This window comes from Catellatospora sp. NPDC049133, assembly GCF_040648455.1.
GTDB lineage: Bacteria > Actinomycetota > Actinomycetes > Mycobacteriales > Micromonosporaceae > Catellatospora > Catellatospora aurea.
The window spans coordinates 139,458-161,229 of sequence record NZ_JBEZDT010000018.1; the positions used below are offsets into that span (position 1 = coordinate 139,458).

A 21,772-nucleotide genomic window follows, 5' to 3' on the forward strand; every position below is an offset into this window, starting at 1 on the left:
GAACCGCTTCCAGCCATGTCGATTTCCCGCGCGACTACGCGTCGGGAGATAACCGCAGGACGGGCGGTGGGGCGGCTGGCAGGATGGCCGGGTGACGTACGAGGTGCGCCCGTTGGGGCCGGATGACAACAAGCTGGCTTGGGACCTGGGCAGTCTCGCCTTCGGCTACCACGAGCAGCCCATGCCCGAGAACTGGAACTCGAACTCGCCCGGTCGCCGCACGCTCGGGGTGTTCGACCCGGCCGGGCGGATGGTCGCCAAGGCCGTGGACCGCGAGCAGGGCCAGTGGTTCGGCGGGCGGGTCGTGCCGACCAGCGGCGTCGCGGGCGTCGCCACCGCACCCGAGCTGCGCGGGCGCGGGCTCGGACGGCTGGTGCTGTCCCGGCTGCTGGAGGGGGCGCGCGAGCGCGGTGCGGTGATCAGCACCCTGTTCGACACCACCCCGCTGCCGTACCGGGCGCTGGGCTGGGAGGAGGTCGGCGCGCTGGTCTACTGGACGGTGTCCACCCGGGTGCTCGGCGCGATCCGCCCCGACCCGAAGACCACGCTGCGGCCCGCGACCGAGGACGACATCCCGGCCGTGCACGAGATCTACCGCCAGGTCGCCCGCGCGGGCGCCGGCCTGATGGAGCGCTCCGGCCCGGCGTTCGGCGCGACCCCGGCCCAGCTGCTGGCCGACTACCACGGCTTCACCGTCGCCGTGGACGACACCGGGACCATCGTGGGTTATGCGAGCTGGGATCGCGGTCCCGGCTACGACGCGAGCGGCCGGCTCACCGTCGACGACCTGATCGGGCTGACCCCGGAGGCGACCCGCACGCTGCTGGCGATGTTCGGCGGCTGGGCCAGCGTCGCGCCGACCACGCTGCTCCGGCTCGGCGCGACCGACCCGGCCTGGTCGCTGATCGCCCGGATCGACGCCAAGGTGCACACGGCGCAGCCCTGGATGGTGCGGGTCGTCGACGCGGCCGGGGCGGTCGCGGCGCGCGGCTGGCCGCGGCACCTGACCGGCGAGGTTCACCTGGACCTGGTCGACGACGTGTGCCCGTGGCAGCAGGGCCGGTGGCGGCTTTCCCTGTCCGGCGGTGAGGGCCGGCTGGAGCCCGGTGGCGCGGGCACGGTGCGGCTCACCCCGCGTGGCCTGGCCGCCTGGTACGCCGGTGCCGCCACGCCGGAGCAGTTGCGCCGCACCGGCTTCCTGACCGGCGGCGACCCGGACACCGACGAGCTGCTGCGTACCGCGACCGCGGGTCCGCCGCCGACGCTGCACGACTACTTCTGACCGGCGCCAGCAGGCTGCCGCACGTGCTACTCGACCGGCGGCAGCAGGATGCCGCCACGTGCTTCTGGGCCGGCGACAGCAGGAGCCGCCACGCCGAACGCCGCGTGCACGCGGCAGAGGTCCAGCGTGCGCCCGCCATCGCGAGGGGAAGGGCACCTTCTACATCGCTCAGCGATGTGAAGGTGCCCTTCCTTCACGCGGGGTGGGTGCCGTCTGCCTCGGGGTGGCGGCGGGCCAGGGACAGGAGGAGGCCGCAGGTGGTGAGGGACAGGCCGGCGTAGGCGGCGTAGGTGGGCAGGTCGGCGGGGATGCCGAGGTAGACGGTGATGCCGAGGATGCGGGACAGGCCCCAGGGGAGCAGTGCCAGCTGGTCGTTCCAGACGGTGAGGGCGCGTTCCAGGCCGATGGCGGCGATCAGGCCGCCGATCAGGCCCAGCGGCACGCCCATCGCGGCCAGGGTGAGGCCGACGGCGCGGCGGCGCAGCAGGCCGTACCGGTCGCGCAGGACGACGGCGGTGGCCACGAACAGCCAGCAGAACGCGGCGAACGCCACCGTGACGTAGACCGAGCGTTGCGCGGGCGAGGTCCAGAAGGCGAACCAGTACCTACCCGGCCCGCGCCCGGCCAGCGCCGCCAGCAGCAGCACGCAACGCAGCAGGGCGACACCGCCGATGACGGCCCACAGGTGGAACGGGTCGCGCCGGCCGACGACCAGCCGGGCCACGGCCGCGAACAGCAGCCAGCCGCCCAGCGTCACCAGCAGGTGCGCCGGGGCCGCGAACCAGGTGTACACCGCCCGGCTCGCCACCAGCACGAACGCGGGCACCAGCCAGACCAGCACCCGGTCCAGGCGGGACGGCGGCGACTCCAGGCCGGCGACCCGCCACGGGCGCACCGCGCCGAGCAGCAGCGCCCGCGCGGCCCGGCCGCCCCGGCCGCGTCCCCGCAGGCCGAGCAGGAACACGACCAGGATCAGCACCAGCAGCCCGCGAGCGGCCCAGGCCATCGCCGGGTCGCGGTCGGCCCGCACCGCACCGAGGTCGGCTGCGGTGAAGTTGTAGGCGGGCAGGTCCAGGTCACTGCCGTAGCGCTGGGTGTGCACGTCGCGGGCGCCGCGGTAGACGATCTCGGCGTCGCGCCAGCCGTCGTAGGCGGCCTGGTCGCCGGTGTCCAGCCACTGCGCGTGGCGCAGCACCATGGCGCGGTACGCGCCCAGCGTCTCGAACAGGTTGACCTGGTAGTCGAGGGTGCGCGTGAACGACGTGCGCAGCCGCGGATCACGCCAGGTCGCCGGGTCGGTCACGGCCACCAGGTCGCGCATGCGCCGGGCCAGCACGGCGGCCTGCTCACCCTCGGCGATCGCCTGGTCGACCCGGCCGCCGGTCACGGCGTAGATGCTGTCGAGGGCGGCCGAGTCGCCGGTCGCGATGTCCCACTCGAAGATCCACATCATCGGCGGCGGCTCCAGGCCCAGCGCCTTGACCGTGCGGTCCGCGTACGGCCCGATGTACAGCCCCTTGGTCAGCGCCTCCCGGGACAGCGCCATGGCCTGCCCGATCGCCGCGACCGTGGCCTGATCGCCGGAGAACGTGCGGTACGCCCAGTCGGCCGTCAGCTGTGCCGGATCGGCGTCGGGGTCCCAGGCCAGCCGCGCGACGGCGTACGTGTTGAGGTCGTACAGCTGCCAGAAGCCCGCGCGCAGGTAGAGCGACATCGGGCCGGCGCGCAGCGGGCCGCCGTCCTGCGTCCAGTTCCAGACGCCCTCGACCTTCGGGTTCGCGGCCAGGAACTCGCGCAGCGCCTGCCGGTGCAGCACGCCGAGGTCGTTGGGCAGCGAGCCGAAGCCCTCGAACTCCCGCCGGGCCTGGAACTCCACGATCCGGCGATGTTCGCCCGCCAGCAGCGTCGAGTTGAGCGGCAGGTGGCTGTAGAAGTCGCCGAGGGTGTACTTGGTCGACACGATCAGGTGCGGGTCGTCGAACCCGCCCAGCACCTGCCGGTACGAGTCGGGATTGGTGTGCAGGTCGCCGACCGCGCCGACGCCGACGGTCCAGGTCCGGAAGATGACCTCCCGGTCGGCCCTGCCCGCGGTGTCCAGCAGCGCCCGCAGCATCGCGCGCACCGCGTCGTCGGTGGTGACCGCCAGCCGCGACGAGTAGTCCCAGCCGTTCTGGGCGTACACCTCGCCGCCCTCGCCGATGCGCACCATCAGCCCGTCCACGAACGGCAGGCTCTCGAACAGCTCGGCCAGGCCCGCCTGGTAGACGGCCCACAGCCGGGGGTCGGCGACGTCCAGCCCACCCACGGTGCGCTGCAGGTACGCCTCCAGCGGCGGCGACACCGCGAGCATGTCCGTGAGCAGGAAGACCTTCATGCCCATGTCCTCGGCGTACCGGAAGACCGGCCCGAACGCGGCGACCAGCGCCCTGGCCCGGTCGACGTGCGTGTCACCCGCCGGATACACAGCCCGGCCGTCGCCGACCTTGGCGAACGTGACGTACTCCAGGAAGCCCGGCACGACCACGCCGTTGTAGCCCTGGCCCGCGGAGTGGTCCACGAACTGCCGGAACTGGTCGCCGATCCGCGCCACCGCCGCCGCGTCGACCCACGGGGCCTCCGGCAGCAGGGCCTCGCCGACCACGTCGGTGTTGAGGTTGTAGTCGTCGCCCGCGGCGAACGCGGCGGCGTCGGGCTCGCGCCCGACCGAACCTGCGTCGGTCAGCCGCAGCCCGAGGCGCGGCGTGATCACCCGGCCGTCGTCCCCGGCGGGTATGACGGCGATGCCCGAGCGGATACGGTCGGCGACCCGGTAGAGGCCGTCCGCCGTCCCGGCGACGTCGGAGCCGTCGACGGCGAGCTCCGCGCCGCGCGCGGTGAGCCGGTAGGAGTCGGCAGCGGGCGCGAGGGTCGCCAGCACCCCGGCACGCAACGTGGTCGCCCGGGCTGTCGCGGGCGCGCCTCCCGCGGGTGCCCCCGTCGCTGGTGTCGCGGTCGCGGGGGTCGCCCCGGAAGTCGCCCCGTTCGTGGTTGTCCCGGTCGCGGTTGTCGCGTTCCCGGTCGCGGCGAGCGCCGGCGTGCCGGGCAGCGCAGACATCCTGGTGATCGCCGGGCGGGGCAGGCCGCGAGAGGCGAGGGCGTCGGCGACCGCGTCGGCTGCCTTGGTGAGGCGCAGCACGTCGGGCACGACGATGGCGGCCAGCGGCGGCGCGGGCACGGCCTCGCGCAGCGGTGCTGCGGCCGCGTCCTCGCGCGGGACGGCGGCGGGGGTGTGGCTCAGGCCGAGCGCGTCCCCGACGCCCCAGGCCACGCCCGCGCCGAGCAGCAGCAGGACGACCGCTGCGGCGAGCAGCGGATACGGTTTCCGGGCGCGGGGAACATGAAACACGCTCGCATCGTAGTGGCTGTCCTGCCCCTGCTTTGATCACGATTTTCCAACGGAACCGCCCCGTCACCGGCCGGCTGGTTGCGGCGGGGGCGGCCCGCTGACGCGGTCACGCCCGGCCCGCTTGGCGTGGTAGAGCGCGTCGTCGGCACGTTCGAACAGCTCTTCGCCGGTCCGGGCGTGCCAGGGGTAGCAGACGACGCCGATGCTCGCGGTCACCAGGACGGTGGCCGTCGCGTGCACGACCGGGCAGCGCGCGATCGCGGCCCGCAGCCGACCGGCGACCGCAGTCGCGTCCCGGTGGCCGATGCCGGGCAGCAGCACGCCGAACTCCTCGCCGCCGAGGCGCGCCGCCACGTCCACCGCCCGCAGCTCCCGCACCAGTAGCGCCGCCACGGCGCGCAGCACCTGGTCGCCCGCGGGGTGGCCGTACCGGTCGTTGACCGACTTGAAGTGGTCCAGGTCCAGCATGAGCAGCGCCACCGGGGTGCCGGTGCGGTCGGCGTACGCCAGCGCGCCGGTCAGCCGCTCGGCGAAGGAGCGCCGGTTGTGCAGGCCGGTCAGCGGGTCGCGGCCGGCGAGCTCGGTGAGCGTGGCCTTCTGCACGGCGATGCGGTCGGCCATCGCGTTGAAGGCACCGGCCAGCTCGCCCAGCTCCCCGCGGCTGCCGACGGTGGCCCGCGCGCTGCCGTCCCCGGCGGCCAGCAGGTCCGCGGCCCGGGTCAGCCGCCGCAGGTCCCGGACCAGGCCGTGTGACAGCAGGAAGCCGAGCGCCAGCGCGGCCGCCATGCCGGTCAGACTCGCGGTGACGATGAGCTGGCGCGTCTCGCCCCCGGCGGCGAGCAACTGCCGGTAGAGCGGGGTGTACTCCAGCAGCACCGCCCCGACGATCTTGTTCTGCGCGGCCCGCATGGGCACTGCCACCAGCTCGATCCCGGCCGGGAAGTCGGCGTTCAGCTCGCTGAACGCGCGCGGCGTGCCGTCGCGCATGGTTGCGGCGACCTCGCCACCACGGTCCTCGGCGAACAGCTTGCCCTGGTTGGCCGGGATGGCGTCGGCGAGCACCCGCCGGTTCAGCCCGACGATCTCCAGATCGCGGTTGCCGTCCCGATTGACGCCGCTGACATAGTGCTGCAGTTGCGACGGCTGCCGGTAGAGCAGGACCCGCCCCGGCCTTCCTTACTCTCCCTAGCCCACCAGCACCCGCTGCTGGACGGCCGCGACGTCGTCCGCCGGGGCCGGCGCGGGCCGCAGCTCGTCGATGCGGACCAGCACCACGCCACCGATGATCAATGCGCCGCCGAGCAGCTGCACCGGCACCGGCAGTTCGCCCAGGAACAGCCAGGCGATGAGGACCGCGAACAGCACCTCGGTCAGCCCGACGAACGACGACAGCCGCGCGCCGAGGATCCGGGCCGCGCCGATGCCGGAGACGTACGAGATGACCGCGGCCACCAGCGACAGCCCCACGATCGGCACCAGCCAGCTCATCCGCTCACCGGCGAAGGTGACGTCACCGAAGGTCGCCCGCAGCGGCAGCGCGCCCAGCGCGCCCAGCGCCAGCAGCACCACCGCGCCGATCGCCATGCCGCTGCTGGCCATGGCCACCGACGGCAGCCGCTCGTCGACCCGCGCGCTGAGCACGAAGTACGCCGCCAGGCCGACCGCCGCGCCCAGGCCCCACAGCACGCCCACCGGGTCGAAGCCGCCGTCACCGGTCAGGTCGAGCACGAAGAACAGCCCCAGCATCGCCGCGGCCGACCCCGCCAGGGTCAGCGCACGCGGCCGCTGGCCGTGGCGCGCCCACATCCAGAACACGACGAGGATGATGCCCAGGTATTCCAGGAGCAGCGCGACACCGATGGGCAGGTAGCGGACGGCGTTGAAGAAACCGACCTGCGCCCCGGCGACGGCGAGCAGCCCGAAGACGCCGATCGAGCCGAGATTGGCGCGGAGCACGTGCCACTTGCCGCGCAGCGCGAGAACGGTCGGCACGGCCAGGATCAGGGCGGCGATGCCCACCCGGGCGGCGACCGCGGCCTCGGCCGACCAGCCCGCCTCGATCAGGGACCGGGCGAAGGTGCCGGAGGTGCCGAACGTCGCGGCCGACAGCAGGGCCAGACCGAGGCCGACACCGGCGGAGCGTTGGGTCTGCATGGAACTCACCTCGGAGACTGCCTTGAACGTCATGAGTAAAACAGGTTTATGCTGATGACAGTAGACCGGTGGGATGACAGGAGTCAAGATGCTTTTTGCCCATGACACCGAAGTCGCGCTGGTGGCCGCCGCCGCGCTGGTCAACACCACCGGCTCGGACGGCGAGAAGCTGCCCGACCTGGCCGCGCTCGACGACTTCTTCCGGGCGTACGGCTGGACCGGCGGCCGCGAGCACACCGAGGCCGAGCTGCGCGCGGTGCGGGCCCTGCGCCCGCGGCTGCGCCGCATCTGGGAGGCCGACGAGGACGAGGTCGTCGAGATCGTGAACGCGCTGCTGCGCGAGTCGAACGCGCTCCCCCAGCTGGTGAAGCACGACGAGTGGGACTACCACCTGCACGCCACGCCCGCCGACGCGCCGCTGGCCACCCGGATGGCGGTCGAGGCGGCGATGGCGCTCGTCGACGTCGTCCGCGGCGGTGAACTCAGCCGGCTGCGCATCTGCGAGCACCCCGACTGCGGGGACGTCGTCGTCGACCTGTCCAAGAACCGGTCCAAGCGCTTCTGCGACGCCGGGTGCGGCAACCGCGCCGCGGTCACCGCGTACCGCGCCCGCAAGGCCGCCGCCCGCGCCTGAACCTCAGGTGAGAAGCTGGAACATCGCGATCAGTCCGATCACGACGATGAGGGCGCGCAGGGCGGTCGGGGGAAGTCGGCGCCCCCAGCGGCCGCCGATGAGGCCGCCGACGACCGAGCCCGCCGCGATCAGCAGGGCGGGCTGCCAGGCGACCATGCCCAGCGCGATGAAGAGCACCGCGGCGACGCCGTTGACCAGCGCGGCCAGCAGGTTCTTGATGCCGTTGACCCATTGCAGGTCGGTGGAGAGCAGCACCCCGAGCAGGCCCAGCAGCAGCACGCCCTGGGCCGCGCCGAAGTAGCCGCCGTACACGCCCGCGCCGAACACGCCGAGCAGCAGCAGCGGGCCCACCCGCCGGTCCCGGTCGGGCCGGCGGGTCGCCAGCGACCGGGCCAGCCGCGGCTGCAGGATCACCAGCACCAGGGCCAGGCCGATCAGCACCGGCACGATGGCTTTGAACGCGCCGGGCGGCAGCCACAGCAGCAGCACCGCGCCGAGCAGCGCGCCCAGTGTCGAGGCGGTGCCCAGGCGCAGCAGCAGCGGGCCGTGCCCGGCCAGCTCCCTGCGGTAGGCGTACGCCCCGGACAGCGAGCCGGGCACCAGGCCGACCGTGTTGGAGACGTTCGCGACGACCGGCGGGTAACCCAGGGCCAGCAGCACCGGGAAGGTCACCAGCGTGCCGGAGCCCACCACCGCGTTGATCCCGCCCGCGGCCATCCCGGCCAGCAGCACCGCCGCGCCCTCGGCGACGGTCAGCGTCGTCTGCATCCTTGCCGCGCCTTCCCCGGGCCGGTCGACGCCGACAGGTCGCCGCCACCCGGATACTCATGATCCGATGACGCGAGCCTAGGCGGCCCGGTGGCGGCTTCCGCCACGATGCGGCGAAGGTCACCGCGTCGATGTCGCCGGCCGGAAGGCGGGACCGCGCGCACGGTCAGGACGCCCCATTACAGCTCAGCGGAAGCCGAACATCTGGGTCCAGTAGTAGCGGTAGGTGCCGCCGGTCGCCCGGCCCACGCCCATGGCCTTGTAGGAGCAGTTCAGGATGTTCGCCTTGTGGCCGGGCGAGTTCATCCACTGCTGCATGGTCGCCTTGGCGGTGGCGTTGCCCGCGGCGATGTTCTCCGCCGACGGCTGGTCGTAGCCTGCCGCCTTGGCCCGGTCCCAGGGGCTGACCCCGTCCGGGGTGGTGTGCGAGAAGTAGTTGCGCTTGACCATGTCGGCGCTGTGCAGCCGGGCGGCCTTGTCCAGCTTCGGCTCGGCGCGCAGGGCACCGCAGCCGGCGCTCTTGCGGGCCTGGTTGACCAGCGCCAGCATCTGCCCCTCCAGCGTCGACGGGGCGGCGGCCTTGGTGGGGCTGGGCCGCACCGACGCGGCAGCCGAGGGCGAGACCGACGGGCTGGCGGCCGCTGACGGCGACGCCGACCCGGAGGCCGAGATCGAGGGCGACGCGGAGCCGGGGGCCGCGCCCGCCGCGGCGGCGGCAGCGGCGGTCCCGGCCCGGTCGGCCGCCGGGACCTCCAGGGCCAGCGGAACCAGCGCGTACACCCCGGTCGCGGCCAGCACGGTGGCCGCCGAGCCGAGCGCCAGCTTGCCGGGCAGCCGCAGCCCCCGGGCACCCGCGGCGGCGATCGCGGCGGCCGGACTGGTCGGCGTCGAACCGCCCGGCACCGGCCCGTCGGTGAGCGCGAGCAGCGCGGCGAGCACGGCGTACGCGCCGTTGCGGGCCGACAGGCGGCGGCACCGGTCGCAGCCGCGCACGTGCCGGTCGACCTGGGAGCGTTCGCGGGAGGTCAACCGTCTGCGGCCGTGCACGATGGCGTCGAGCCCGGCGCAGCGGCCGTGGCGGCGGGCGATGAGCACGGTGCGCACCGCGCTGCCCAGCGCGGCGCGCGAGCGGTGCACCAGCACGGCGGCGTGGGCGGTGCCGACGCCGAGGACTTCGCCGATCTCGCGGCTGGACAGCTCCCAGCGCACGTTGAGTTCCAGCACCGCGCGCTGGCGCGGTTCGAGCCCGTGTGCGGCGGCCCAGACCAGCTCGTACGCCTCCCGCTGCTCAGCCGCCTGCTCGGGGTGGCGGCCCGGGGTGTCGTCGACCAGCAGCGCCGGATCGGGCAGCGGCGCGGGCGCGACCCGGGCCGCGGCCGACATCGCCCGCTTGTACGCGATGGAGAACAGCCAGGTCCGGATCGCCTCCGGGTCGCGCAGCTTGGCCAGGTCACGCCAGGCGACCAGGAACGTCTCCTGCACCACGTCCTCGGCGGTGTGCCGGTCGCCGACCTGCCGGGACACGAAACCGAGCAGGCCCGGCCGGTACAGCCGGTAGAGCCGGTCGAAGGCCTCGCGGTCGCCTGCCGCGGCGGCCCTGGCGAGGGACGTGTCTGACCGCATGACTGCCTCCCGAGGTAGCGGTGTCACTGATAAGTCCCGCTACCGGTCGCGCCATTACACCCAACGCGAGAATTTCTGTCCACGCGAGCGGCGAGCCCGCTCGCGTGACGGAAATCGAGCCCGCCCGGTCGCGTCCCGTGACCGGACGGCCGCACCGAGCGGCGGACCTGCGGCGCGTCAAGAAGGGCACCCTCCACCACGCATGGCGATGTGCAGGTGCCCTTCCTTTCAGTAGACCGAGAGGTGGACGTGGTCGGTGTGGTCGGCGGAGGGGGAGTCGCCGCAGCTCGCGCCGGTCGGCGAGTATCTGTGCCAGCCGCCGCCGGTGGCGGTCCAGACCTGGCAGAACCAGATGACGTACATGACCCCGAGCGCGCTGGCGTTCTTCACGAAGTACGCGGCCAGCTTGTTGCCGTAGGTGCGGTCGCCGCCGGAGGCCGTGCCGCCGAAGCCGCCCGCCGCGGCCGAGAAGTCGCAGGCACGGCCCTTGGGGTGCTCGTACATGTCGCCCGGGCGCCAGCATGACGTGTACCGCTTGAACCCGTCCTCGCGCGCCTGCTCGTAAGCGTGCAGCGTGCGGGGCGTGATGCAGGCGCTCGACGAGGGCCGGGTGGGGTCGTTGATGCTGCAGACCTCCTTGGGCCAGGTGCCGTCGGCGTTGCGCTTGGCCGGGATGGCCAGCGGCGAGTCCGGGTCGACCCAGCCACGGGTGGCCTCGCCACCGAGCGCGCTGAGCGCCTTGTCGGCCGCCTTGCGCAGTTTCGCCATCTCGGCGAGGTGCTTGGCCTGCTCCCGCACGGAGGCGTCGACGGCCGCCTTGGCATTGTTGATCTCAGTGCGCACCTCGACCAGTTCGCTGATGCGGGCCTCGTCGCGGGCGGTCAGCTTCTCGAACGCCGCGGAGCGGGCCAGGAACTGGTCGGGCGAGTTCGCGTTCAGCATGACGCCGATGACGCCGAGCCGCCCGGACTTGTAGGCCTCGGCGGCGTACTTGGCGACACCGGCACGGACGCGCGTGTACTTGTTCTCCGCGGTGAGCAGCGTCTGGTTCATGGACGTCTGCTCTTTTTTCGCCTTGGCCAGCGCCGCCTCGGCCTCCAGGTACTGCCCGGCGGCGCTCTCCAGGTTCTGGCGCGCCTGAGCGACCTTGGTCGACGGGATCTCGTTGGGCTCGGCGTGAGCGGGCGTCCCGAACGTGGTGACCAGCAACACAGCGGCCACGAGCAGGGCGAACAGGGATGCGGGGCGGGGGCGGCGCACCGGGGTGGGCACGTGCGGAATCCTTCCGTCGTCCGCCGCGCCGGACACGGGCACGCGGCGGCGGCCGCCAGGGGTGAGGGGAACTCTGTACGGGCGCGGCCGCCAGGCAGATTACCGCGCCACGACGGCGCGGGAAAGTCTCCGAGGTCGCGGTACGTGACGGAGACGCCCGCAGAAGACGTCAATCCCGCTGGATCTCCAGGTCACGGGAGTAACGCATGCCGGGACGGTCACCGAGAGTGATCGGCCCGTCGACAATGAAGTCGTTGCGCCGGAGCACCGCGGCCGAGGCGGGGTTGTCGAGGGTCGTCACGGCGGTGAGCCCGCTCAGCGCGTACGCACCGGCGGCCAGCGCGCAGACCTGCGCCACCATCGCCGTGGCCAGGCCCTTTCCGGCGGCGCTCGCGGCGATCCGATACCCCAGCTCGGCCCGGCCGTCGGCGACGTCGACCAGGTTGACCCGGCCCACGATCGCCCCGGACGCGTCGACCACGACGTGGAAGTGGTGCAGCCCGGCGGCCTGCTCGGCGAGGATCGCGGCGTGCCGCTGCGCGAAGTGCGCGAAGTAGTCGTCGCCCCGGTCGGCGATGCTCCGGGCGAACCAGGCCCGGTTGGCGGTCTCGAACGCCAGCAGGGCCGGAGCGTGCGCGGCCGTCAGGCGCTGCAGTTCACCCATGCGCCGGGACGCTACCCGAGCGGCCCGCAGCCTCGCCTCGGGTTATCCGCGGACACACGAATGCCGGCGCCGGTCTCGGGGACCGGCGCCGGCATCGGCGATGTCGGATCAGCGACCGCGCTTGGTGCGGACCTCGGCGAGCCGCTCGTTCAGGATCTCCTCGAGCTCCTCGATCGAGCGGCGCTCCAGCAGCATGTCCCAGTGGGTGCGCGGGGGCTTGACCTTCTTCTGCTCCGGCTCGGTGCCGTCGACCAGCCGCGCCACGGCCCCGTCGAACTTGCACTCCCACGTCGAGGGCACCTCGGCGTCCACGGCGAACGGCACCTCGAACCGGTGCCCGTTGACGCACGAGAACTCACGGGTCTGCCGGGGCGCGAACTCGGTGTTGCGGTCAGACTCGTAGCTGACGGCGCCAAGTCGGCTTCCCCGCAGCACGCGCTCGCCCATACCAGCTCCTCACAGTTGAAATGGCCTCTGGTGACGCAACGACGCGCACACCCGTCGTGTTTCCCCAGCGGCAGACGACAGTACGCGTCCGGCACCAGCGCGACAACCCGACACGTCAGGCCCCGGCGGCGTCCAGGCGCGCGGCCTGCTCGTCCGACAGCACCACGTCGAGTGCGGCGTGCGCCGTCTCATACTGCGCCAAGGTGCGCGGACCCACCAGTGGAATCGTGGTGGGCGAGGCCCGCAGCAGCCAGGCCAGCACCACCTGGTTCGGGGTGGCGCCCAGCTCCGCGGCGACCTCGGCGACCGCGGCCAGCCGCGCCTGGGCGTCGGGGCCCTCGTAGTTCGCCATGGCCCAGTGCCCGTCCCGCTTGGCCGCCGAGTCGTAGACGCCCTTCAGGATCGGCGAGTAGGCCACCAGCGACAGGTCGTCGTGCTCGCGCAGGTAGTCGAGCTGCTCGTCGTCCACGATGGAGGCGGAGTCCAGCCCCGCCTTCGGGCGCAGGTAGGTGTGCTGCTGCTGCAGGGCGACCGGCGCGGGCCAGCCGTTGGCCGCGCACAGTTGCCGGATGCGCTCCAGCCGCCAGGTGCGCACGTTCGACCAGCCGATGTACCGAGTCTTGCCCGCGGCGACGATGCCGGCCAGTGCCTCCAGGGTCTCTTCCAGCGGCGTGGCCCGGTCGTCGACGTGCACGTAGTAGAGGTCGACGTGGTCGGTGCGCAGCCTCCGCAGGCTGTCGTCGACGGCCTTGGTCAGGGTGGCCGCTCCGGCTCCTTCGAACCTGGTGCGGGCCAGCGGCCAGTCGGGCTGCCCGTCGCGCCACAGGCCGTCCTGGTCCGGGACCATGGCGCTGCCCTTGGTGGCGAGGAAGACCCGGTCCCGGCGGCCAGGCAGCCATCGTCCGAGCAGTTCCTCGCTCTCCCCGCCGGGGCTGCCCTCCCCCGCCCACCAGCAGTAGCAGTTGGCGGTGTCGATGAAGTTGCCGCCGGCGTCGAGGAACCGGTCGAGCATCTCGACGGAGGTGGGCTCGTCGGTGCTGGTTCCCATGATCATGGCACCGAGAGCGAGCTGGCTGACCTGCTCGCCGGTGCGCCCGAGTTCTACCGTTTTCATTCCTTCACGCTAGAAGCTGGAGCGCGCTCCAGGTCAAGCGGAAAGACACGGCGCGGCCCCCTCGCCGGGCACGAGGGGGCCGCGCCGCTGATCGGGGCGGGTCAGCTGGTCGGGAAGTTGTCCGCGGTGCGGATGCGGTTGCGCATGAAGTTGCCGGACTCGGTCAGCACCGAGGTGCCCGCGTACTGGCCGCCGTTGCAGGTGCCCGGCTTGAACGCGGCGCTGCCCTCGTTCGCGTCGGAGTACGTCCAGTTCGCGTACCCGATCTTGAGACGGTCGAGCATGTCCAGCCAGGCGGTGCTGCTGGACTGGTCTACCGCACCGCCGCCGGTGTAGGTGACCGTGCCGAACTCGGTGACGAAGATCGGCAGCGCGGCCGCCGCCCGCTCCACCTCGGCCCGGTAGTTGTCCTTGTGCGAGGCGGCGTAGAAGTGGAACGCGTACATGATGTTCGTCGCGTTGACCTTGTTGTTGATGATCTCGGTGGAGTTGCCGCCCTCCGAGACACCCAGCGACGACCAGCCGCGGGTGCCGACGATGACCACCGCGTCCGGGTCGTTCGCCCGGATCACCGGGATGACCTGCTCGGCGTAGTTCTTGATGGTCGACCAGCTCACGCCGTTGGGCTCGTTGGTGATCTCGTAGATCACGTTGTTCTTGGCCGCGTGGCGCGCCGACACCGCGGCGAAGAAGGTCTTCGCCCGGTCCAGGTTGTACATCGGGTCACCCGGGGTCAGCGTGTGGAAGTCGATCATCGCGTACAGGCCGCGTTCGGTGGCCTCCTCGACGAGGTTGTTCACCTGGTTGGTGAACCCGGCCGGGTTGGTCTCGTAGCCCTGCTCCTGCACGTACATCGACACCCGCAGCAGGTCGGCCTGCCAGTCGCTCGCCAGCGCGTTCAGCGAGTTGTCGTTGTAGCAGTTGGCGAACCACTGGATGCCGTGCGTGCTCATGCCGCGCAGCTGGATCGGGCGGTTGAACCGGTTGCACAGGTTCACACCGCAGACGTGCAGCTGCCCGTTGATCGAGACGGGGGTCCCGGTCGGCTGCGACGGGCTCGGCGAGGGCGACACCGACGGCCGGGGCGACGCCGAGTTGCTCGGGGCCGGCGAGCTGGGAGTCGTGGAGCCCGTGCAGACGGTGCCGTTCAGGGTGAACGAGGTCGGCGTCCCGTTGGCGGTGGTCCAGCTGCCGTTGAAGCCGATGCCGGTGGAGGCGTTGGTGGCCAGCGAGCCGTTGTAGTCCATGCTCCTGGCGGTGACCGCCGCGCCGCTCTGGGTGTAGGTGGCCGACCAGCCCTGGGTCACCTGCTGGCCGTTCGGGAAGGTGAAGCCCAGCGTCCAGTTGCCGATCGGGTCGCCGAGGTTCTTGATGGTGATGTTCGCGGTGAAGCCGCCCTGCCACTGGTTGGTGGTGTACGTGACGGCGCAGCCGCTGGCGGCCATGGCGTTGACCGCGGGCAGCGCGATCGTCACGCCCAGGGCGAGGGCGCCGATCGCGCCGGCCGCGATCAGGGCGCGCCGGGACGCGCGCGGGAGGAGTCTCATGACGAGCCTTTCGTCGGGATCGGGGTGGGGGCGCGCCGGCCGGACCCTCATCGGGCAATGAGGAGGCTGCAAACGCCCTGGCCAGAGACCGGGAGCGCTCCCATCGACGGAAGCTTAAGGCCCCGGAAACCCCTTCGCAACATCTCCATCGATCGAAGCCTCATACCGGCGCAGAGCGACTGAAACTTTCATAAAGTCGCCCTGTCGTGATCGGATGTACCTTCGCCGCCGCGAACCCGGCGCGGCAGACCACGGGGAGGGCAACCATGGGCAGGATGCTGTGGCACGTCACGATGTCGCTCGACGGCTTCATCGCCGGGCCGGGTGGCGACATGTCCTGGCTGGCCGGATACGGCGGGCCCAATCCCGCCGTCGACGAGGTCCTCTCGCGCATCGGTGCGGTCCTGATCGGCCACCGGACCTATTTCGGCCCGCACAGCCCCGCCACCGCCGAGGGCCGGGTGTACGGCGGCGCCTGGACCGGACCCCAGCTGGTCCACACCCGCGACATCCCGGAGGACCCCGACCCCGGCTTCATCTTCGTCGACGACCTCATGGAGGCCGCCGCCTCGGCGAAGGCCGCCGCGGGCGACGGATACGCGGTGGTGCTCGGCGCGGCCACCGCCCGCCGCTGCCTGGATGCAGGCCTGCTGGACGAGGTCCTCATCCACGTGGTCCCGACCCTGCTCGGCGACGGCACCCCGCTGTTCGACCGGCCCGGCGGCGACGGCACCCGCCTGGAGCAGATCAGCGTCACCCACACCCCGGTCTGCGCCAACATCTGGCTCCGCGTCCCCCACTGACCCCTCCCGCGCCCAGCCCTTGATCATCCGACTTGCCAGGCACCTGTACGTATCTTGAGCCCGCTTTCGCCCGAGTGCCAGGCAAGTCGAACGACCTTGGTGCGTCCGGCGCCCGGCTCACTCCCACGCGCCGCGCCGTGCCGCGAGCGCCGGCACCACCTTCGCCATCTCGCCCACGAGCAGGGCGAACACGAGCTACATTACGCAAACCAGGGCAATAGGGTGAACCACCTGAAGGGCCGGCGCTGCGGCGTGATGGGACGGCGAGCAAGATGAGTGAGGCTTCCGGAAGGTTCTCCCGCCGCACGGCGCTGCGGGCGCTGGCAGCAGGGTCGTTCGTCGCGTTGCCGGGGCTGTCCGCGTGCAGCCGGTCCGCGCCGCCGGCTCCGCCCGCCGCCGGCCCGACGCTCAACCGCTACGGCACCGCGCCGAACGACTACGCGCTGCTCAACCTCAAGCCCGACACGTTCTACGCCTGGGAGGACGGCTTCCGCACCGCGGACACCAACACCGACCCCCGGACGTACGAGTGGTGGCACACCGAGCTGACCGGCGACGACGGCATCGTGGTCTCGTTCACGCTGAAGACCCGCCCTGGCGACGGCCTGACCGCCGAGTCCGACCGGCGTCCCGCGGTCAACCTGCTGATCACCACGCCGTGGGGCAACGAGTTCAGCGTGTTCCAGACGTACAGCTGGGACGAGTTCGCCAGCGCCAAGGACCGCTGCAACGTCAAGGTCGGCCCGTTCACGCTCACCGGCGACCTCAAGAGCTACCAGCTGCGCGGCACCGCCAACGACATCACCCTCAACCTCGACCTGACCAGCACCGCGGCCCCGTTCCGGCCCGGCACCGGCCACGTCTACCTGGGCGGGCCCGACCAGTACCAGGCGTGGTTCGCCGCGGTGCCGTCGGGCAAGGCGCAGGGCCACATCGTCTTCTACAACGAGAAGCGCGAGTTCATCGGCACCGGCTACCACGACCACACCTGGGGCAATCTGCCGCTGCCGCAGTTCGTGGACCGGTGGCGCATCGGCATGGGCGTCGCGGACCGCTACTCCGTGCTCGCCCGCGACATCCACCTGCGCGGCAAGTACGACTCGACGGACCTGACCGTGCTGCTCATCGACGACACCGAGGCGGGCAAGAGGCTGGTGGCGGCGTACAACGACGACACGCTCAACGCCACCGAGATGCAGACCGGCGAGGACGACGACTTCGCCGAGGTGCAGTGGAACTACACCGGCGAGAACTCGGCGATCGTGACGATGTCGGCGACGGACCGGATGGTGCCCGGACGGCCGTACGTCAACCAGACCGGCTCGGTGCTGCCCGCCTCCCGGGAGAAGGCCCCGCGCAAGCGCTGGTACATCCGCAACGAGGCCGAGGTCGCGCTGAGCCTGGGCACGATGGGCCCCGGCTACCGGGTCACCGGCAAGGGCACCCTCGACAACGCCCAGTTCGGGCTTCTGTCGGGCCAGCAGCAGACCCCGAAGCCGAAGCCGTCCTGACGAACGCCGATCGGCGACGCTGAACACCCGCCGGTAGACACTGTCTACGCCTTCTGGTAGACAGTGTCTATGCCCGACCCGGACACCACCCTGCGCGCCCGCCTGGTCGAGGTGGGCGTGGACCTGCTCACCCGCGAGGGGCCGGGCTCGCTGACGCTGCGCGAGATCGCCCGGCGGGCCGGGGTCTCGCACGGCGCGCCGCGCCGCCACTTCCCCAGCCACCTGTCCCTGCTGTCCGCCATCGCCCAAGTCGGCTACCACGATCTCGGCGGGCGCATCGCCGGGCTGCGCGAGCACGCCGACCCCCGCGCCGGCCTGCTCGACCTGGGCCGCGCCTACCTCGACTTCGCCCGCACCCAGCGCGGCATGTTCGAGCTGATGTTCCGCCACGAGCTGCTGCGCGGCAACCAGATCGGGCTGCGCGACGCCAGCCGCCAGCTGTTCGGCGTGCTCGTCGACCTGGTCACCCGCGCCCGGCACGGCCTGACCGGACCCGACCCCGTCGTCGTCGCCGGGGCGCTGTGGGCCAACCTGCACGGCATCGCCCAGCTGTGGCTGTGGGGCAGCCTGCAGATGACGGTGCAGACCGACGACGTCGACCCGCTGCTGCGCGCCGCGCTGGACGCCCACCTGGGCCCGGCCTGACCACCGGAGGACACTTGTCGATCCAGTCCATCACCAGGATGATCCTCACGCCGCTGTCGCAGGTGGCGTTCCGGCCGAGCGTCGAAGGCCGCGAACACGTACCGCTGGACGGCCCGGTCATCCTGGCCGCGAACCATCTGTCGTTCCTGGACAGCTTCATCATCCCGCTGATGACACCGCGTCCGGTCGCGTTCCTGGCCAAGGCGGAATATTTCACCGGCACCGGGTTCAAGGGCCGCCTCGTCCGCGAGCTGATGACCGGGCTGGAAGCCATCCCGGTGCAGCGCGGCGGGCACCGGGCCGCCCAGGAGTCCCTGGAACTGGCGCTCGGCGTGCTCGAACGCGGCGGCGCGTTCGGCATCCACCCCGAGGGCAGCCGCTCACGCGACGGCCGCCTCTACCGCGGCCGCACCGGCGTGGCCTGGCTCGCGCTGGCCTCGGGCGCGCCGGTGGTGCCGGTCGCGGTGCTCGGCACCGACCGCATCCAGCCGGTCGGGGCGAAACTCCCCCGGCCCGGCCGGGTCACCATCCGCTTCGGCGCGCCGCTGCGCTTCACCCCGCAGCCCGGCATCAGCGTCGGCCGCGCCCGCCGCCAGGCCACCGACGACATCATGGCCGCCATCCAGGCCCTGTCCGGCCAGAAGACCGCCGACGACTTCAACGACCTGTCGCTGACCCCGTAGGCACGCCCGTGACGCGGACGCCGGGAAACCGGGTCGCGCCGGTGGCCGTGGGGCGGGCATGCTCGGCGGCGTGGTGGTGATTCAGCGGATCAGGGTGCGGTGGTCCACGGACGCGCGCGGGGCCGGCGAGGCCAATCTTCGCCGCGGGCTGTCCGACGCGCGCCACCTGCCCGAATCCGTACCCGCAGTGCCGGCGGCAGTGCACGACGTCTTCGCCGACCATGCGACCGGCTACCGACTCTCCGAGCAGGTTCTGTCCGGCCCCGACGCGGCCAAGTCGACGGCACTGCAGCTGACCCTGACCGGGCACGACGTGACGGTGCACGCGCTCGGCGTCTCGGCGGCGTATCCACGGCAGGACCGGCCGGTCCGCCTGTTCACGCTGGCACCCGGCGAGGTCGGGCTCTACCGGGCCAACTTCCGGTTCTGCGGATCGTGCTCCTGCTCGGCGTCGTGGTGGTACGAGGACTGGACGGTACGCGTGGCCAACGCTCCCAGCCGTCCGAACCTGTTCCTCGACCCCGCCCCTCAGCTGGTCGCCGACCGCCGGGTGCACCTCTACGGTGGGCGTTCCCGCCGCACCGCCGCCTGACGCTCAGGCGCCCTCCTCGCACCAGGCGAGTCCGCCCGGGCATCCCTTCAACGAGTGCGCCACGTACTTGCGCGCGTTCGTGTCGACGACGGCCGCGGTGCGGAAGGGCCGGCCATGGTCGTCGATGACCAGGGTTCCGCTGCGTCCCGCGCTCGTCCAGCGCAGGCGCAGCCGCCAGGTGCAGTCGCAGCGGCCGGGCTCGGCGGTGATGACGAAGATCTCCGGGTCGGACTCGGAGACGCTGAACGGGAACGCCACCGCGGGGATCTCCTTGCCCGCCGCGTCCGTCCCCGGCACCGGGACCGGCCGCGGGTTGGCGTCGTCGAGACCCACCTTGAAGAGCCGGGGAGACTCGTTGGCACCACAGCCGGAGTCGGGGTAGTACAGCCGCGTCGCCTCGATGGCCGGGCCGCGCTCGACCACCTCGATGGTCAGGTCCTGCAGCACCACGGTCTTGGACGTGCTGCCCTGCAGCGTGAGCAGGATGCGCCCCTCGGAGGGGATCGCCTCGACCCGCTGCATCCACTCGGCGACCTCGTCATCGGCCGGCGGCCGGCGCGACTCGGGATCCATCACCCGGTGCGGGCTGGACAGCTCGCCCGGATCGGCGTTCACCACGTACGGCCGGCAGTAGTCGCCGCGGGAGAGCACGTCGAGGCTGAACGGCAGCTCGTCGGCGGCGGCCGCGGTCGGCGGGGTGCCACCGGGAGTGTCCGCGCTCGGGGTGAGGTACGCCAGCGCCACGCCGCTGATCACCGACACGACCACCGCCGAGGCGACGCCGCCGAGCCAGTTGCGCAGCACCCGGTGCCGCCGCCACCAGCCCATGGCCGGGCGGGCGGCCGCGACCGGCGCGGGCCGTTGGGAAGGATCGAGTGGCAGCGTCACGTCGTTCCCCAGTCCGGTGTGGAGGCAGTACCGGACGAAGACGCTACTGAATGTCCGCACCCGGTCGCAGCGCCGCCACGGCCAGTGTTGCCCGGCCGATCGACCGACACTGGCCCACCGCGCACGAGCGGCGCGACCCGAATCCAGGTCGCACCGCTCAACTCGCGCGCGAGATCGCCCCGGAACCGCCAAGATCGCGACGATCTTGCGGGCGGATCAGCTCAGGGTCGAGGCGTCGGGGAGCGGGGCGTCGGCCCAGTGGGCGTCGAGCAGGACCATCCAGCTCGACAGTCGGCCGCGGACCCAGGTTTCGCTGCCCAGGGCCTTGCCGGACTGCGGGTCGACGATCAGGCGGGTCTGCGCCTTGGTGAAGTCGCCCTGGCGGGTCACCGCGATCGCGACGCCGGTGCGCCCGTGCTGGTCGGTGACCCGGCCGAGCGAGGTCACCCCGGGCAGCGCCGCCAGCATCCGGTACGCCGCCCCGCGCACCCGCGGGCTGACGGGCAGGTCGATGACGAGCCCCAAACCGGCGTAGAAGAGGAACTCCTGGGCGCTTTCCGCCTCCCCGTCGTTGACGTCGTGCCAGCGGAGGAGTTCTCGCTTGAGCTGCGCCGGGTCGGTCGGCAGCGCGGCCAGTTCCCGCACCGAACGGGGCATTCCGGCAAGCAGGAAGTTGTTCGCCGCCGTGTGGCCCTGCATCGGGCGGGGAGCCCAGGACCCGTCGGCGCGGCGCATGTAGGCGCTCGACGGCAGGCCCTCCACCGCGGCCAGCCACATCTGGTCCTGGCTGCGCCGGGAGCCCTCACCGTGCTCGGCGCGCAGCACCCAGTAGTCACCGTCGGAGGCGGCCACGGTTTCACTGACCAGGGCGGCGGCCAGCAGCACACCGCCCGCGTCGGTGGGCGGCTCGGCGGAGGCGCCGGCGGCCGGGGCGCCGGTGGGCTGCTGGGTGACCGCCGGGACCGTCCCGGACGAGTTGTTCAGCAGGATCGCGCCGGTCACGGCCAGCGCGACGGCGGGCAGGCCCGCGGCGAGCACGAGGCGACCGACCGGCCGGCGGGCGGTGCGGGACACGGTGTCCTCCTGGGGGTACGACATGATCGTCATCGGGTCGGCGGGTGGTGTGGTCGGGTCGAGGCTGTTCGGGCGGGCCGTGGTCAGGGCCCGCAGCGTGTCGCGGTGGCTCATCGGGAGTACTCCTGGGCGGTGAGGCGGACAGGGCGGCGGCGGTCCACCGGCGCGGTGTCGGAGATGGCCTGTTCCAGGCGTCGGCGGGCCCGGTGCAGGCGGACGAAGAAGGTCGCGGCCGAACAGCCGACGACCCGGGCGGCGTCCCTGGCGGACAGACCCTGCCAGGCGGTCAGCGTCAGCGCCTCCCGGTCGTCCTCGCCCAGTCCCGCGAGCGCGGCCAGCATCGCCGCGCGGTCGGCGACGCCGTCGGCCACGTCGGCATCGGCCTCCACGACCCAGGCACGTAGCTCCATGGCCAGGCTCGCTTGGCGTACGTCGTCGCGGAAGCGTTCCCGGACCACGTTGCGGGCCACGCCCAGCAGCCACGGCAGCGGCCCCTCGGGCACGGCGTCCAGCCTGCGCCAGGCCACCAGGAAGGTGTCGGCGACGACGTCGTCGGCCAGGGTGCGTCCGGCGCGGCTCACCGCGTACGCGTACACCTGGCGATGATGTCGGTGGTAGATGGCGGTGAACCGCCTGCTCGGATCGTCATGGGTCACTGGCTCCTTCTCCTTCGCCGTGAAGGTGTT

General features: G+C 72.5%; 20 protein-coding genes. 7 read left to right on the forward strand and 13 right to left on the reverse strand.

Translation table 11 applies throughout. From position 1 onward, the window contains the following. The first annotated feature begins 91 nt into the window (after positions 1 to 91). Complete coding sequence (locus AB0B35_RS21650; protein WP_361048252.1) at positions 92 to 1,282, forward strand: GNAT family N-acetyltransferase; 1,191 nt, start codon at positions 92 to 94, stop codon at positions 1,280 to 1,282. 193 nt (positions 1,283 to 1,475) lie between these two features. On the opposite strand, the gene AB0B35_RS21655 is transcribed toward AB0B35_RS21650, so the two are convergent. The 3 genes from AB0B35_RS21655 to AB0B35_RS21665 form a co-directional block, all read right to left on the reverse strand. Further along, the gene (locus tag AB0B35_RS21655; RefSeq protein WP_361048255.1) at positions 1,476 to 4,667 is read right to left on the reverse strand and encodes a hypothetical protein; all 3,192 of its coding nucleotides are present in this window, start codon (positions 4,665 to 4,667) and stop codon (positions 1,476 to 1,478) included. Between the two features lie 63 nt (positions 4,668 to 4,730). Further along, complete coding sequence (locus AB0B35_RS21660) at positions 4,731 to 5,729, reverse strand: GGDEF domain-containing protein (protein WP_361048258.1); 999 nt, start codon at positions 5,727 to 5,729, stop codon at positions 4,731 to 4,733. A gap of 123 nt (positions 5,730 to 5,852) precedes the next feature. Continuing rightward, positions 5,853 to 6,821, reverse strand: a complete 969-nt coding sequence (locus tag AB0B35_RS21665) for a DMT family transporter (RefSeq protein WP_361048261.1) — start codon at positions 6,819 to 6,821, stop codon at positions 5,853 to 5,855. An 88-nt stretch (positions 6,822 to 6,909) separates the two neighbouring features. On the opposite strand from AB0B35_RS21665, the gene AB0B35_RS21670 reads away from it, so the two are divergent. Continuing rightward, a complete protein-coding gene (locus AB0B35_RS21670; RefSeq protein ID WP_361048264.1) occupies positions 6,910 to 7,455 on the forward strand; it encodes a CGNR zinc finger domain-containing protein in 546 nt (181 codons plus the stop codon). Between the two features lie 3 nt (positions 7,456 to 7,458). On the opposite strand, the gene AB0B35_RS21675 is transcribed toward AB0B35_RS21670, so the two are convergent. From AB0B35_RS21675 to AB0B35_RS21705, 7 genes are all read right to left on the reverse strand, one after another. Then, a complete protein-coding gene (locus tag AB0B35_RS21675) occupies positions 7,459 to 8,223 on the reverse strand; it encodes a sulfite exporter TauE/SafE family protein (protein WP_361048267.1) in 765 nt (254 codons plus the stop codon). A 186-nt stretch (positions 8,224 to 8,409) separates the two neighbouring features. Further along, positions 8,410 to 9,846 (reverse strand): sigma-70 family RNA polymerase sigma factor, encoded by a 1,437-nt coding sequence (locus AB0B35_RS21680; RefSeq protein WP_361048269.1) that lies wholly within the window; start codon positions 9,844 to 9,846, stop codon positions 8,410 to 8,412. A gap of 228 nt (positions 9,847 to 10,074) precedes the next feature. Continuing rightward, positions 10,075 to 11,118 carry a hypothetical protein gene (locus AB0B35_RS21685; protein WP_361048271.1) on the reverse strand — a complete coding sequence of 348 codons (1,044 nt, stop codon included), beginning with the start codon at positions 11,116 to 11,118 and terminating at the stop codon, positions 10,075 to 10,077. Between the two features lie 169 nt (positions 11,119 to 11,287). Next, positions 11,288 to 11,782 (reverse strand): GNAT family N-acetyltransferase, encoded by a 495-nt coding sequence (locus tag AB0B35_RS21690; RefSeq protein ID WP_361048273.1) that lies wholly within the window; start codon positions 11,780 to 11,782, stop codon positions 11,288 to 11,290. 108 nt (positions 11,783 to 11,890) lie between these two features. Next, positions 11,891 to 12,229 (reverse strand): RNA polymerase-binding protein RbpA, encoded by a 339-nt coding sequence (locus AB0B35_RS21695; protein ID WP_120319291.1) that lies wholly within the window; start codon positions 12,227 to 12,229, stop codon positions 11,891 to 11,893. Positions 12,230 to 12,344: 115 nt separating this feature from the next. Next, a complete protein-coding gene (locus AB0B35_RS21700) occupies positions 12,345 to 13,343 on the reverse strand; it encodes an aldo/keto reductase (protein ID WP_361048275.1) in 999 nt (332 codons plus the stop codon). A 101-nt stretch (positions 13,344 to 13,444) separates the two neighbouring features. Beyond that, a complete protein-coding gene (locus AB0B35_RS21705) occupies positions 13,445 to 14,890 on the reverse strand; it encodes a cellulase family glycosylhydrolase (protein WP_361048277.1) in 1,446 nt (481 codons plus the stop codon). Between the two features lie 266 nt (positions 14,891 to 15,156). Here AB0B35_RS21705 and AB0B35_RS21710 point away from each other — a divergent pair, with 266 nt between their 5' ends. From AB0B35_RS21710 to AB0B35_RS21730, 5 genes are all read left to right on the forward strand, one after another. Next, positions 15,157 to 15,693: a dihydrofolate reductase family protein gene (locus AB0B35_RS21710; RefSeq protein ID WP_361048279.1), complete on the forward strand. Its 537-nt coding sequence runs from the start codon at positions 15,157 to 15,159 to the stop codon at positions 15,691 to 15,693. Between the two features lie 272 nt (positions 15,694 to 15,965). Next, entirely contained in the window at positions 15,966 to 17,204 is a 1,239-nt protein-coding gene (locus AB0B35_RS21715; protein WP_361048281.1) for a lipocalin-like domain-containing protein, read from the forward strand. 69 nt (positions 17,205 to 17,273) lie between these two features. Continuing rightward, positions 17,274 to 17,849: a TetR/AcrR family transcriptional regulator gene (locus AB0B35_RS21720; RefSeq protein WP_361048283.1), complete on the forward strand. Its 576-nt coding sequence runs from the start codon at positions 17,274 to 17,276 to the stop codon at positions 17,847 to 17,849. 14 nt (positions 17,850 to 17,863) lie between these two features. Then, positions 17,864 to 18,532, forward strand: coding sequence for a lysophospholipid acyltransferase family protein (locus AB0B35_RS21725; RefSeq protein WP_361048285.1), 669 nt, complete (start codon positions 17,864 to 17,866; stop codon positions 18,530 to 18,532). Positions 18,533 to 18,602: 70 nt separating this feature from the next. Beyond that, entirely contained in the window at positions 18,603 to 19,124 is a 522-nt protein-coding gene (locus AB0B35_RS21730) for a hypothetical protein (protein WP_361048287.1), read from the forward strand. Between the two features lie 3 nt (positions 19,125 to 19,127). Here AB0B35_RS21730 and AB0B35_RS21735 read toward each other — a convergent pair whose 3' ends face one another. The 3 genes from AB0B35_RS21735 to AB0B35_RS21745 all read right to left on the reverse strand — a co-directional run bounded on the left by AB0B35_RS21735 (position 19,128) and on the right by AB0B35_RS21745 (position 21,742). Further along, entirely contained in the window at positions 19,128 to 20,012 is an 885-nt protein-coding gene (locus tag AB0B35_RS21735; protein WP_361048289.1) for a hypothetical protein, read from the reverse strand. Positions 20,013 to 20,228: 216 nt separating this feature from the next. Then, positions 20,229 to 21,200 (reverse strand): CU044_5270 family protein, encoded by a 972-nt coding sequence (locus AB0B35_RS21740; RefSeq protein ID WP_361048291.1) that lies wholly within the window; start codon positions 21,198 to 21,200, stop codon positions 20,229 to 20,231. Beyond that, positions 21,197 to 21,742 carry an RNA polymerase sigma factor gene (locus tag AB0B35_RS21745; RefSeq protein ID WP_361048293.1) on the reverse strand — a complete coding sequence of 182 codons (546 nt, stop codon included), beginning with the start codon at positions 21,740 to 21,742 and terminating at the stop codon, positions 21,197 to 21,199. Before AB0B35_RS21745 ends, AB0B35_RS21740 begins: the two co-directional genes overlap by 4 nt. Positions 21,743 to 21,772: the final 30 nt, after the last annotated feature.